The organism is Polaromonas sp. P1_F2 (assembly GCF_056405735.1).
On sequence record NZ_JBFUBN010000006.1, the window covers coordinates 89,857 to 102,338 of the forward strand.

Sequence of the window (12,482 nt, forward strand, 5' to 3'; positions counted from 1 at the left end):
GGCAATTACGCCGCATACTCCTGCTGTTGGGCTTTACGGGCTTCTTCCCTCTCGACGTTGCGCATCATGAGGGATGGGCCGGTTTCGGCCTTTTTCTTGACCACGGTCAGGTGGCGCAGCACGGCATCGTTGAACTTGAACGCGTGTTCAATTTCTTCCATCACAGCCTGGCTGGCTTCGATGTTGATGCAGAGGTAGTGGGCTTTTGCGAGTTTCTGGATCAGGTACACCAGCTGGCGGCGGCCCCAATCTTCAACACGGTGCACTTTTCCACCGCCGGCGGTGATCATGCCCTTGTAACGTTCCAGCATGGCTGGGACTTGCTCGCTTTGATCCGGATGGATCAGCAAGACGATCTCATAGTGACGCATAAACTCTCCTTGTGGTTGATTGAAGCTGCCCCAGCGTCGTTAAGGGTGCAGCAAGGCGAAGCCCATCATTATAGCGTGTTTTGACCCCCTACCAGCAGGGGCCGCGGAACCGGCTTTGCCGGGCCGCAGGCGCAGCGCCCCCTCGGGGGGCAGCGAACCACACGCAGTGGGGAGCGTGGGGGCTCTATTTCTAGAGGCGTTTTAGGTCCGGGTAGCGGATGTATTCGACCAATTCCTGGATTTTCTGGCTGGGGGGCCGGGTGGCCAGGCTGACCAGCACGATCACCGCAAAACCCACCGGGACGCCGAAAAGCCCGGCTGAAATCGGGTCTATGCCCCACCACAGCTGCACCGGCGAGGTGATGCCGAAGGTGGCGCGTAGCCAGGGCTGGTTGGTGAACATGTAATAGGAGGTCACGCCCAAGCCGGAAACCATGCCCAGGACCGCCCCTATGCCGTTGGCGCGCTTCCAGAAGATTCCCAGGCTGAGCGCCGGAAAGAAGGAGGCGGCGGCGAAGGAAAACGCCGCCGACACCAGGAACAGGATGTCCGCCGGCTTTTGCGCCGCCACATAGGCCGCCAGCAAGGCCACGATGAGCAGCAGGATCTTGGACACCGTGACCCGGCTCACGGTGGAGGCGTTGGGATCGATCATCTTGTAATAGAGGTCATGGCCCAGCGCATTGGCGATCGTCAGCAGCAGGCCGTCGGCGGTCGACAGCGCCGCGGCCAGCCCGCCGGCCGCCACCAGGCCGGAGATCACATAAGGCAGCCCCGCCAGCTCGGGCGTGAGCAGCACGATGATGTCGCCGCCTATGGTCATTTCATTGAGCTGCAGGATGTTGTCGCGGTTGATGTCGGCCACCGACAGCAGGCCCGGGTCGACCCGGCTCCAGGCGCTGACCCAGGACGGAAGCTGGTCAAACCGCGTGCCGACCAGCACCGTGAAGATTTCATACTTCACCAGCACGGCCAGGGCCGGCGCGGTGAAGTACAGCAAGAAGATGAAAAACAGCGACCAGGTGACCGACTGCCGCGCCTCGCGCACGCTGGGCACCGTGTAATAACGCATCAGGATGTGCGGCAAGGCGGCCGTACCCACCATGAGGCAGAACACYAGCGCCAGGAAGTTGCGGCGGGACGTGTCGTAGCTTTCCTGCTCCTTGGGCGTGCCATCGGGGTCGCCCGAGAACTGAGCCGCATGGGCGGGCATGCCGTTAAGCGGCTGGGTCTTGGCCTCGGCTGCCGCCCTGGCGACCGTCCAGGCCTTGACGGCCGCTGCCTCGTCCCTCGGCATGGTGGCCAGGGCCTTGGCCGCCGAGCTGATTTCGGCCACCGAGGCGTTACCGCCTTTGAGCTGCTCCATGCGTTTGGCGGCGGCCAGTTTGTCGGCGGCCAGCGATTCGGCCGGATGGTCCAGCTTGCCGGACAGCGCCTCCGCGCGCTGCCTGAACAGCTCGCGCACCTGCAGCTCCTTGGGGTCCGCGGCCAGCTCTTTTTCCTTGGCGCTGACCTTTTCGAGCTGAAAACCGTAGATCAGTTGCGGCACCGGAACGCCGGTCTGCTTGACCGACAGCCACACCACCGGGATCAGGTAGGCCACCACCAGGATGATGTACTGGGCCACCTGTGTCCAGGTGACGGCGCGCATGCCGCCCAGGAAGGAACACACCAGGATGCCGCCCAGGCCCAGAAAGATGCCCAACTCGAAGGCGATGCCGGTCAGGTAGGAGGTGATCAGGCCCACGCCATAAATCTGCGCGACCAGATAGGTGAAGGAGCACAGGATGGCAGCGGCCACGCCAATGAGGCGCGGCAGCTTGCCGCCATAACGCTCCCCCAGGAAGTCCGGAATGGTGAACTGGCCGAACTTGCGCAGATAAGGTGCCAGCACCAGCGCAACCAGGCAGTAGCCGCCGGTCCAGCCCATGATGAAGGCCAGGCCGTTGTAGCCCGTGAGGTAGAGCGTTCCCGCCAGGCCGATGAAGGACGCGGCCGACATCCAGTCGGCGCCCGTGGCCATGCCGTTGTAGACCGCCGGCACGCGCCTGCCCGCCACATAGTATTCGCCCGCATCGGTGGTGCGGCTCATGATGCCTATGCCCGCGTACAAGCCAATCGTGGCCAGCAGGAAGGCCGTGCCTATCCACAGGCGCGGCAGGCCCATGCGCTCCAGGCCCGCGAGGATGAGCACGAACGCCACCAGACCCACGGTGTACCAGCGGTAGACGCGGTTGAGCTGCGCCTTGAACTGCTGGCTGGAGAGCAAAACCCCGTCGCGCGAACCGAAGAAGCCGGCCATCTAGTCCCCGTCCGCCACGTCGTGCTCGATGTCGAGCCGGTTCATGTACCAGGCGTAAAAGCCGATGATCAGGCAGTACACCAGCAGTGCGCCCTGCGCGCCCATCCAGAAGCTGAAAGGCCAGCCGAAAAACCGGAAATTCAGCGCGCGCGCGAAATAGCTCACCCCGAAAGTCACGCTGAACCAGACCAGCAGCAGCACGGCCGTCACCACCAGGTTTTTGCGCCAGTAGCGGCGGTGGCTGTCAGCCGGCTGCATGATCGGCCTCGGTCGAGGGCTCCCTGCCCGCCCGCAGCGCCGCGGCGTTCTCGCGCTCCAGTTGCGCGGCAACGCGAGGTTCAAAGCGCCGCAGATGGGCTATGACCTTGCGCGCCTTGCCTGCCTCGCCCAGCGCAAGCCAGACCTGCGCGAGCCGGTACCAGCCGTAGGGGCCCAGCGGCTGCAGCGCTGTGTTGTTCTGCAGCGCCTCGGCGGCCTGCTGCCAACGCCGCTGATGGATATGGACCAGCGCCAGGCCGTACCAGGCTTGGTCCAAGCGCGGGTCCAGCGCCAGCGCGCGTTCGAAGGCCGGGCCGGCTTCTTCATGGCGGCCGGCCTGTTGCAACACATAGCCGAGGTTGAACCAGCCCGAGGCCTGTAGCGGCCAGGCGCTGGTGAGCTGCCGCAGGCTGGCAATCGCCTCCTGCGTGAGATCCAGTTGCGCCTCCACATGGCCACGGCTGGCCAAGGCGTAGGGATCGGCTGGCCGCAGGCGCAGCATCTGGGCGAACTTCGGTATGGCGGCCGCGCGCTTGCCGGCCGCAAGCATTAGCAGGGCCTGCGCTTTCAGGAGGTGATAGTGCAGGGACAACGCGAGCGGCAAAGCTATTTGCACAGCGCCACCCCGATTTCCAGGCAGATGCGGATTTTCGCGACGGCGGCTGCAAGCCAGAGCATCGCCAGCACCAGGAAGGCCACCAGCGGCAGGTGGCGCTCCAGCACCACGGGCGGCGATATCCAGCGCGCCGCCCTCACCCAGGGCCGGCCCAGCAGTTGCAGCAGGCGGTAAAAAGGATTGCTGTCGCGTCCCGCGCCGGCCAGCAATCCCACCACCCATTGGCCGGCCAGCGCGAGCAGCGCAATTTCAGCAAGCAGTTTGGCGGTGGTGGCGGCGGCGAACATGGCTGATGGCAGACAAGGAAAAGCGGTGCTTCCGATTGTGATCGGAGGCACCGCCAATTACTTGCCGCGAGCGGCGCCGGCCTCCGGGGGTTTTCCCTCGGTCAGCCCGCGAGGGGCCTGCCTAGCTGGCCAGTTGCTTCCAGGTGCTTATCACCGTGTCGGGGTTCAGCGAAATCGAGCCTATGCCCTGTTCCTTGAGCCACAAGGCAAAGTCGGGATGGTCGCTGGGCCCCTGGCCGCAGATGCCGACGTATTTGTTGGCGCGCTTGCAAGCGGCAATGGCCTGGCCCAGCAGCGCCTTGACGGCTGGGTCGCGCTCGTCAAAGTCCTTGGCCAGGATGTCCAGGCCCGAGTCACGATCCAGGCCCAGCGTGAGCTGGGTCAGGTCGTTGGAGCCTATGGAGAAGCCGTCGAAAAATTCGAGGAACTGGTCGGCCAGCACCGCGTTGCTCGGCACCTCGCACATCATGATGATTTTCAGGCCCTGTTCGCCGCGCTTGAGGCCGTGTTTGGCCAGCAGTTCCGTCACGGCCTTGGCTTGGCCAAGGGTGCGCACAAAGGGCACCATCACCTCGACGTTGGTCAGGCCCATGTCGTTGCGCACGCGCTTGAGCGCTTCGCATTCCATCGCGAAAGCCTCGGCGAAATCCGGGCTCAGGTAGCGCGCCGCGCCGCGGAAACCCAGCATCGGGTTTTCTTCCTCGGGCTCGTAGCGCGAGCCGCCTATCAGCTTGCGGTACTCGTTGGACTTGAAGTCCGACAGGCGCACGATCACCGGCTTGGGCCAGAAGGCCGCGCCAATCGTGGCAATGCCTTCAGCCACCTTGTCGACGTAAAAGGCGCGCGGCGAGGCATGGCCGCGGGCCACGCTCTCCACGGCTTTTTTGAGGTCGGCGTCGATGTTGGGGTACTCCAGGATCGCCTTGGGGTGCACGCCGATGTTGTTGTTGATGATGAATTCCAGCCGCGCCAGGCCCACGCCGTGGTTGGGAACCTGGCAAAAGTCGAAGGCCAGTTGCGGGTTGCCGACGTTCATCATGATCTTGAGGTCTATGGGCGGCATCGCGCCGCGCTGCACCTCGGTCACCTCGGTTTCGAGCAGGCCGTCATAGATGTTGCCGGTGTCGCCCTCGGCGCAGCTCACCGTCACCAGCATGCCGTCCTTGAGCGTTTCGGTCGCGTCGCCGCAGCCGACCACGGCCGGGATGCCGAGCTCGCGCGCGATGATGGCCGCGTGGCAGGTGCGGCCGCCGCGGTTGGTGACGATGGCGCTGGCGCGCTTCATCACCGGCTCCCAGTTCGGGTCGGTCATGTCGGTGACCAGGATGTCACCGGCCTGCACCTGGTCCATGTCCTTGATGTCGTGCACGATGCGGACCGGGCCGGTGCCGATTTTCTGGCCGATCGCCCTGCCCTCGGCCAATACCGTGCCGGTGCCCTTGAGCGTGTAGCGTTGCTCGGCCTTGCCCTTGGCCTGGCTCTTCACCGTCTCGGGGCGCGCCTGCAGGATGTAGAGTTGGCCGTCGGTGCCGTCCTTGCCCCATTCGATGTCCATGGGGCGGCCGTAATGCGCCTCGATGATGAGCGCGTAGCGGGCCAGTTGCTCGACGTCCTCGTCGCTCAGCGAATAGCGGTTGCGCAGCTCGGTCGGCACGTCGGTGGTCTTGACCAGCTTGCCGCCGGATTTTTTCTCTTCCGGTGTGGTGAATTCCATCTGCAGCAGCTTGCTGCCCAGGTTGCGGCGGATCACGGCGCGCTTGCCGGCCTTGAGCATGGGCTTGTGCACGTAGAACTCGTCGGGATTGACGGCGCCCTGCACCACGGTTTCGCCCAGGCCGTAGCTGGAGGTGATGAAGACCACGTCCTCAAAGCCGCTTTCCGTGTCTATGGTGAACATCACACCGGCCGCGCCCTTGTCGCTGCGCACCATGCGCTGGATGCCGGCGGACAGCGCTACGTCGGAATGGGCGAAGCCCTGGTGCACGCGGTAGCTGATGGCGCGGTCGTTGTAGAGCGAGGCGAACACCTCTTTCATCTTGTGCAGCACGTCCTCGATGCCGACCACGTTCAGGAAGGTTTCCTGTTGGCCCGCGAAGGACGCGTCGGGCAAATCCTCGGCCGTGGCGGAGGAGCGCACCGCGAAACTTGCTTGCGCATTGCCGGCGCTCAGGGCGGCGAAGCTGTCGCGCACGGCTTTTTCGAGGTCGGCCGGGAAAGGCTGGGCTTCGACCAGCGCGCGGATTTTGGCGCCCGCCTCGGCCAGGGCGCGCACGTCGTCGGTGTTGAGCGCGTCCAGCACCCCGTTGATTTTTTTGTCCAGCCCGTCATGGGCCAGGAACACGCGGAAGGCATGCGCCGTAGTGGCGAAGCCGGTGGGCACCCGCACGCCCTGGGGTCCGGTGGGCAGTTGCGAGATCATCTCGCCGAGGCTGGCGTTCTTGCCGCCAACGGCCTCGACGTCTGTCATCCTCAGGTTTTCAAACGGTACGACCAGGGCGGTCGCCTCAAACAGATTGGACATGAAAATACTCCGGGAGGTTTAAAAACCGGGGAATTCACCATGCGCGGCAGGCAACCTTGTTGTTGTTCGAGGGGGTTGTGGCGGGGCATGGCGTGACAAACTGGATAATTGGCCCAATTGTAGGGGCGAGCCGCCGGATGTGCCGCGTCAGCCTTTCACCCAGCTTTCAATCAGCCAAACGCCCACCATGTCCCAACGCACCGTGTTTTTTATCTCCGACGGCACCGGCATCACTGCGGAAACCTTTGGTAACGCCATCCTGGCGCAGTTCGAATTCAAGCCGCGCCACGTCCGCCTGCCCTTTATCGACAGCGTGGACAAGGCCCACCAGGCGATACGGCAGATCAACCACACGGCTGAAGTCGAGGGCAAACGCCCCATCGTCTTCACCACGCTGGTCAACATGGAAATCCTGGCCGTCATCAAAACCCACTGCAACGGCATGCTGCTGGACATGTTCGGCATGTTCGTGGCGCCGCTGGAGGGCGAGCTGGGCATCAAGTCCAACCACCGCGTGGGCCGGTTTTCGGACGCTTCCAAGAGCAAGGAATACGACGACCGCATCGAGGCCATCAATTTCTCGCTGGCGCACGACGACGGCCAGAGCAACCGCGACCTGGAAAACTCGGACGTGATCCTCGTGGGCGTGAGCCGCAGCGGCAAGACGCCGACCTCGCTGTACCTGGCCATGCAGTACGGCCTCAAGGCCTCGAATTACCCGCTGATCCCGGAAGATTTTGAGCGCCGCCAGCTGCCGCCGGCGCTGGTGCCGCACCGCAAGAAGATATTCGGCCTGACCATCGCACCCGAACGCCTGGCGCAGATCCGCAACGAACGCCGGCCCAACTCGAAATACGCGAGCCTGGAAAACTGCCGCGACGAAATCCACGAAGCCGAGGCCATGATGCGCCGCGAAGGCATACGCTGGCTCTCCACCACCACCAAGTCGATCGAAGAGATTTCGACCACCATCCTGCAGGAAATCCGGCCCGAGAGGCTCGAATACTGAAGCGGACGGGCCGCCGGCCTTACTTGGTCAGCTCCACCAGCATGCGCGCCAGCAGGTAAAAGCGCGGGACGATGCTGTCGATCTCGGCGTACTCGTTTTCCGTATGGATTTCACCGCCCACAATGCCGAACCCGTCCAGCGTGGGTGTGCCCACCCCGGCCGACAGGCTGGCGTCGGCCGCGCCGCCACTGCCTTCCAGCGTCAGCTTGCGGCCGATTTCACCGTAGATCGCCTGGGCCTTGGCAGCCAGCACGTCCTGTTTGGGGGTTTGCGGCATGGGCGGCAGGCCGCGGCTCAGGCTTGTCTTGACCTCGGTGTCGGGGATCAGCTTGTTGGCCGACACCCTCGCCAAATCCTTTTCGATCCGGTCGAACTCCTCGGGAACGGTCACCCGCACGTCGGCCTTGGCGCTGGCGGCGTCCGGAATCACATTGGTGCGGTCCCCGGCCTTGAGCACCGTGAAATTGATGGTGGTCTGCTTTTCCTTGTTGCCTAGCTTGCCCAGTTGCAGGACCTGGTGCGCCACCTCCATGGCCGCGTTGCGGCCGCTGTCGGGCGCGACACCGGCGTGCGCCGACTTGCCCTTGACCTCCACCGTGGCGGTGCCGCCGCCCTTGCGCCAGATCACCAGCCCGTCCGCAGGCCGGCCGGGCTCAAGGTTGAGCGTGACGTCGTGTTGCCTGGCCACTTTTTCGATCAGCGCAGTGGTCATGGCTGAGCCGGTTTCCTCGTTGTTGTCGAGCAAAAAAGTGATCTGTGCGTAGTCCTTGAAATTGAGCTGCTGAAGGATCTTCAGCGCATACAGGCCCGCGATGATGCCGCCCTTGTTGTCCATGACACCGGGGCCGTAGGCACGGTTGCCCTTGATGTAAAAAGGCTTGGCCGCCGCCGTGCCTTCCTTGAAGACCGTGTCCATGTGCGCCATCAGGAGGATTCTGGCCTTGCCGGTACCCGTCAGTGTGGCCACTACATTCAAGCCGCCCTCCGGCGTTGCCTGGAAGGTCTCGATGCGCGCGCCGAGTTTTTTCAGTTCATCGACGGAAATCGCGCGCACCTGGGCCAGGCCTTTTTCATAGCCCGAACCAGAATCGATATTGACCAGCTTCTCCAGCAAGGCCAGCGCCTCGCCTTTGTAGCTTTCGGCTTTTTCGAAGACTGCCTTGTCCACCTGCGCGTGCGCAAGGGGAGCGGCGATGCCGAGCGCAAGTCCGATGGACAAGCCAGATGCCAGCATGGTGCTTTTGAAATTAAACCGCATGTCGATGTTCTCCTGCTTGAATGAATAGGGGAATTTGTGATGCACATCCCGTGCCTGTCGCAGGGACGTGAAGAGTGACCATACATCGAGCAAAGACCAGCGTCGATACGCAGTTCCCGCAGCACATCGGCTAAAGCCCCGTTCCCCAAGCAGACAGCTTGAAGAGCCCGGCTGTCCCGCATCCTCAGGACCGCACACCCGCCGGCCTGTAGCGGCTGGGGTTGGCGCCCGCCGACTTGCGCATCAGGCGCCGCAGGGCGGTGGCGTCTTCGTAGCCGACCTGTTCGGCCACTCGCTCTATGCTCATACGGCTGGATTCGATCAGCATCCGGGCGCGATGCAGCCGCACGCTTTGCAGCAGCGCCATGGTGCTTTGACCCGTGGCCTCACGCACCCGTCGCGACAGCGTTCGCTGCGACATGGCGAATTCGCCCGCCAGCGCCTCCACGCTGGGCGGATACGGCAAGGCCGCTTCGATGCGAGCCGTCAGCCGGGCCACGAGTTCGTTGCCGTTGGAGAGCATGGCCGGCACCACAAACGGCGCCTGCGCCTGCCGCCCGTCTATCAGCAGGACGCGCCCCACCGCGTCGGCCAGCCCTACGCCGAACTGCGTGCGCAGCAGGTGAAGCATCAAATCGGTCTGCGCGAAGGCGGCGCCCGCCGTGCTCACCGGGCCGTCGGCGCACACCATGCGGTCGGCGTCGACGGTGCAGCGCGGCTCCAGCCGGCGCAGCTCCGCCGCCATCCACCAGGAAGTGGTGGCGCGCCGCCCGGCCAGCAGGCCGGCGGCTTGCAGCAGGAACACCGCCGAGCAAGAGGCCGCAACATGCCCGCCCCGGGCCGCATGCGCCGCGACAGCCTGGATGGCCCGCTGCGCATCCGCACTCGCCAGCCCGGTCGCGACCGCTTCGGCGTTGTCCAGGCCCAGCCCTGGAATGATCCAGGTCGCCGCATCGGTGCGATAGCGTTTCGGCAGGGCCGCGGTGTCCACGCGCATGCCGCTGCTCAAGGCCACGGCGCCGCCGGACGGCGACAGCACGCGCCAGCCGGGGCGCGCCAGCTTCAGGCGCGGCGCCAACGAGGCCGCCGCTTGCAGTACGTCGAGCGTGGCGGCCACGCTGGTCGCGAAAGCCCCGGGCAGCACCAGGATGGTGAAATCGGTCATTGACTGAAAAAGCCTTAAAGATGTCTAAACAGACACTCGCAGTTTAACCACCGGCCGCGTCCAATGCAGGCTTTCCCACTTCTGAAAGCACGGTCATGACCACTGCCACCGCACAGCGCAGCATGAAAGAAGACGATCCCCTCGAAGACTTCACGAGGCGCGAGATAACGCTGGAAGGCGTAGCCAAAAAAGTCTACGTGGCCGGCTCGGGGCCGGCCGTGATCGTCATGACCGAGATGCCCGGCATCAGCCCGCATGTCGCGCGTTTCAGCCGCTGGGTGCGCGACGCGGGCTTTACCGTCTACATGCCCTCGCTGTTCGGTCGCGACGGCGCGGTGCCCGGGGCCGATGAAGGCGCGGCCGTCTTCCAGCGCGCCTGTGTCAGCGCCGAGTTCCGCGCGCTGCGCGCGAATCAGACCAGCCCGGTGACGCAATGGCTGATGGCGCTGGCGAGGCTGGCACACCAGGAATGCGGCGGGCCCGGTGTGGGCGCCATCGGCATGTGCTGGACCGGCAACTTCGCGCTCTCGATGATGCTGGAGCCTGCCGTGCTGGCGCCGGTGCTGTCGCAGCCCTCGCTGCCGCTCAACGACCCGGCCGGGCTGGAAATTTCGCCCGCCGACATCCAGGCGGTGCGCCGGCGGCTCGACAAGGAAAAGCTCAAGGTGCTGGCCTACCGCTTCGAGGGCGACAAGTTTTGCCGGGCCCAGCGCTTTGCGGCTTATGCGGAGGCCCTGGGCGACCGCTTTGTGGGCCGGGTCCTGCCGGACAGCGCCGCCAACCCGGATGTGCCGCCCTTCTTTTCCACGCATGTGCCCACGCCTCACAGCGTGGTGACGGCCCACCTGATCGACGAGGCGGGACAGCCCACGGTGGCTGCGCGCGATGAAATCCTGGCCTTCTTTGCGGAACGTCTCAGCCCAGCACCGCCACGCCCTTGACCTGCGCGAATACACGGCTGCCGGGCTGCAACTGCAGCGCGTCGGCCGACTTTTGGGTGATGCGGGCCAGCAGCGCGCTGCCGCCGGCATCCAGACCCACCATCACCTGGCCCGGGCTGTCGGCGGACAGCGCCGTGACGATGGCGGCAAAGATGTTCTGCACGCTGGTGCCGGCCTGGCGCTCCAGCGTGAGGCTCACGTCGCGCGCCTGGATGCGCACGCGCACGCGCTGGCCGACCTGCAGGCTGAGGTTGAGCAGGCTGATGCTGCCGCCGGAAAACTCGGCATGGCTCATGTGCCAGCCGGGTTCGACGGCGCTGACCACGGCCTCCAGCACAGCGGCGGCGGCGTCGCCATGCGCCAGCGGCAGGTCCAGCCGCGTCATCAGTTCGCGCGTGGGGCCCGAAGCCGTGACCCGGCCGGCATCCAGCAGCACCAGGTGGTCAGCCAGCCGGGCGACCTCGTCGGGCGCATGGCTCACGTAGAGCACGGGCATGTCGAGCTCATCATGCAGGCGCTCCAGGTAAGGCAGGATTTCGGCCTTGCGCGCAATATCCAGCGAGGCCAGGGGTTCGTCCATCAGCAGCAGGCGCGGGCTGGTGGCCAGCGCCCGCGCGATCGCCACGCGCTGGCGCTCGCCGCCCGAAAGCGTGCCCGGCATACGCCGCATCAGCGCTTGCAGGCCCAGCAGCTCAATGGCTTGCTCCAGCGAGACGCGGCGCTGCACGGCCGGCACGCGGCGCAGGCCGAAGTCGAGGTTACGGCGCACGTCCAGGTGGGAAAACAGGCTGGCCTCCTGGAACACATAGCCCAGCGAGCGCCGGTGCACCGGCACAAAGACGCCGGCGGCATCGTCCTGCCAGACCTCTCCATTGACCGCGAGGTAGCCGCTGCCGGCGCGTTCCAGCCCGGCGATGCAACGCAGCAGGCTGGTCTTGCCGGAGCCCGAAGGTCCGAAGATGGCCGTCACGCCGCGCCCCGGCATGGCCAGCGACACGTCGAGCGAAAAACCGGTGAAGGCGCGGCGGAACGAAGCGGCAATGCCTGTGTCGGCGGCCGTCATGCGCCCTGCCCTTTGCGCCGTTGTCCGCTCGGTTGCAATGTGTACAGCGCCACTAGCACCAAAAATGAAAATACCATCAAGCCGCCCGCCAGCCAATGTGCCTGGGTGTATTCGAGCGCCTCGACATGGTCGTAAATCTGCACCGACATTACGCGTGTCTTGCCGGGAATATTGCCGCCCAACATGAGCACAATGCCGAACTCGCCTACCGTATGCGCAAATCCCATGACAGTAGCCGTCATGTAAGCTGGCCGCGCCATAGGCAAGACCACGCTGAAAAAAGTATCTAGCGGTGAAGCCCGCAAAGTGGCGGCGACTTCAAGCGGCCGTTTTCCCATGGCTTCGAATGCCCCTTCGAGCGGTTTCACGACAAAAGGCAGTGAGTAAAAAACAGAACCAACCACGAGGCCGGAAAAACTAAAGGGCAGAATTCCCCAGCCCAGCCACTGGGTGAGTTGGCCAACGGGTCCGTTAGGTCCCATCAACACCAGCAGATAAAAGCCCAGTACCACTGGAGGAAGCACCAGCGGAAGCCCGATCAAAGCGTCAATCGGGCCCTTCAACCATGATCGCGTGCGTGCAAGCCACCAGGCCAGCGGTGTACTCACCACCAGCAGCAGCACCGTGGTGATGCCCGCCAACTTGAACGTCAGCGCTATCGCCTGAATATCCGCATCACTCAACATGATTC

Annotated in this window: 12 protein-coding genes; 2 read left to right on the forward strand and 10 right to left on the reverse strand. The window is 64.7% G+C overall.

The window, feature by feature from the left end:
- Positions 1 to 5: 5 nt before the first annotated feature.
- The 6 genes from rpsF to ppsA all read right to left on the reverse strand — a co-directional run bounded on the left by rpsF (position 6) and on the right by ppsA (position 6,355).
- Entirely contained in the window at positions 6 to 371 is a 366-nt protein-coding gene (gene rpsF, locus AC1D0O_RS13740) for a 30S ribosomal protein S6 (RefSeq protein ID WP_007871089.1), read from the reverse strand.
- A gap of 190 nt (positions 372 to 561) precedes the next feature.
- Positions 562 to 2,673 (reverse strand): sodium:solute symporter family protein, encoded by a 2,112-nt coding sequence (locus tag AC1D0O_RS13745; RefSeq protein ID WP_477654070.1) that lies wholly within the window; start codon positions 2,671 to 2,673, stop codon positions 562 to 564.
- Positions 2,674 to 2,931: a DUF4212 domain-containing protein gene (locus AC1D0O_RS13750; protein WP_477654071.1), complete on the reverse strand. Its 258-nt coding sequence runs from the start codon at positions 2,929 to 2,931 to the stop codon at positions 2,674 to 2,676.
- Positions 2,918 to 3,547, reverse strand: a complete 630-nt coding sequence (locus tag AC1D0O_RS13755; protein WP_477654072.1) for a tetratricopeptide repeat protein — start codon at positions 3,545 to 3,547, stop codon at positions 2,918 to 2,920. The genes AC1D0O_RS13750 and AC1D0O_RS13755 overlap by 14 nt, the downstream gene beginning before the upstream one ends.
- Entirely contained in the window at positions 3,538 to 3,834 is a 297-nt protein-coding gene (locus AC1D0O_RS13760) for a hypothetical protein (protein WP_477654073.1), read from the reverse strand. The genes AC1D0O_RS13755 and AC1D0O_RS13760 overlap by 10 nt, the downstream gene beginning before the upstream one ends.
- A gap of 121 nt (positions 3,835 to 3,955) precedes the next feature.
- Positions 3,956 to 6,355 (reverse strand): phosphoenolpyruvate synthase, encoded by a 2,400-nt coding sequence (ppsA, locus tag AC1D0O_RS13765; protein WP_477654074.1) that lies wholly within the window; start codon positions 6,353 to 6,355, stop codon positions 3,956 to 3,958.
- Positions 6,356 to 6,542: 187 nt separating this feature from the next.
- Here ppsA and ppsR point away from each other — a divergent pair, with 187 nt between their 5' ends.
- Positions 6,543 to 7,364, forward strand: coding sequence for a posphoenolpyruvate synthetase regulatory kinase/phosphorylase PpsR (ppsR, locus tag AC1D0O_RS13770; protein ID WP_477654075.1), 822 nt, complete (start codon positions 6,543 to 6,545; stop codon positions 7,362 to 7,364).
- Positions 7,365 to 7,383: 19 nt separating this feature from the next.
- Here the strand turns inward: ppsR and AC1D0O_RS13775 are convergent, their stop codons facing one another.
- Both AC1D0O_RS13775 and AC1D0O_RS13780 read right to left on the reverse strand, forming a co-directional pair.
- Positions 7,384 to 8,598 carry a M20/M25/M40 family metallo-hydrolase gene (locus AC1D0O_RS13775; RefSeq protein WP_477654273.1) on the reverse strand — a complete coding sequence of 405 codons (1,215 nt, stop codon included), beginning with the start codon at positions 8,596 to 8,598 and terminating at the stop codon, positions 7,384 to 7,386.
- A gap of 208 nt (positions 8,599 to 8,806) precedes the next feature.
- On the reverse strand, positions 8,807 to 9,787 hold the full coding sequence (locus AC1D0O_RS13780) for a GlxA family transcriptional regulator (protein WP_477654076.1): 981 nt from the start codon (positions 9,785 to 9,787) through the stop codon (positions 8,807 to 8,809).
- A 95-nt stretch (positions 9,788 to 9,882) separates the two neighbouring features.
- Here AC1D0O_RS13780 and AC1D0O_RS13785 point away from each other — a divergent pair, with 95 nt between their 5' ends.
- The gene (locus tag AC1D0O_RS13785; RefSeq protein WP_477654077.1) at positions 9,883 to 10,728 is read left to right on the forward strand and encodes a dienelactone hydrolase family protein; all 846 of its coding nucleotides are present in this window, start codon (positions 9,883 to 9,885) and stop codon (positions 10,726 to 10,728) included.
- Here AC1D0O_RS13785 and modC read toward each other — a convergent pair.
- Entirely contained in the window at positions 10,703 to 11,791 is a 1,089-nt protein-coding gene (gene modC / locus AC1D0O_RS13790) for a molybdenum ABC transporter ATP-binding protein (protein ID WP_477654078.1), read from the reverse strand. The two genes, AC1D0O_RS13785 and modC, sit on opposite strands and share 26 nt — an antisense overlap.
- Positions 11,788 to 12,480, reverse strand: a complete 693-nt coding sequence (modB, locus tag AC1D0O_RS13795; protein WP_477654274.1) for a molybdate ABC transporter permease subunit — start codon at positions 12,478 to 12,480, stop codon at positions 11,788 to 11,790. The genes modC and modB overlap by 4 nt, the downstream gene beginning before the upstream one ends.
- Positions 12,481 to 12,482 lie beyond the last annotated feature (2 nt).

Excerpts from the sequence above, each read along its gene's own strand:
- rpsF (WP_007871089.1), bottom strand. The coding sequence starts at position 371 with ATGCGTCACTATGAGATCGTCTTGCTGATCCATCCGGATCAAAGCGAG.
- AC1D0O_RS13750 (WP_477654071.1), bottom strand. The coding sequence starts at position 2,931 with ATGCAGCCGGCTGACAGCCACCGCCGCTACTGGCGCAAAAACCTGGTG.
- AC1D0O_RS13760 (WP_477654073.1), bottom strand. The coding sequence starts at position 3,834 with ATGTTCGCCGCCGCCACCACCGCCAAACTGCTTGCTGAAATTGCGCTG.
- ppsA (WP_477654074.1), bottom strand. The coding sequence starts at position 6,355 with ATGTCCAATCTGTTTGAGGCGACCGCCCTGGTCGTACCGTTTGAAAAC.
- ppsR (WP_477654075.1), top strand. The coding sequence starts at position 6,543 with ATGTCCCAACGCACCGTGTTTTTTATCTCCGACGGCACCGGCATCACT.
- AC1D0O_RS13775 (WP_477654273.1), bottom strand. The coding sequence starts at position 8,598 with ATGCTGGCATCTGGCTTGTCCATCGGACTTGCGCTCGGCATCGCCGCT.
- AC1D0O_RS13780 (WP_477654076.1), bottom strand. The coding sequence starts at position 9,787 with ATGACCGATTTCACCATCCTGGTGCTGCCCGGGGCTTTCGCGACCAGC.
- AC1D0O_RS13785 (WP_477654077.1), top strand. The coding sequence starts at position 9,883 with ATGACCACTGCCACCGCACAGCGCAGCATGAAAGAAGACGATCCCCTC.
- modC (WP_477654078.1), bottom strand. The coding sequence starts at position 11,791 with ATGACGGCCGCCGACACAGGCATTGCCGCTTCGTTCCGCCGCGCCTTC.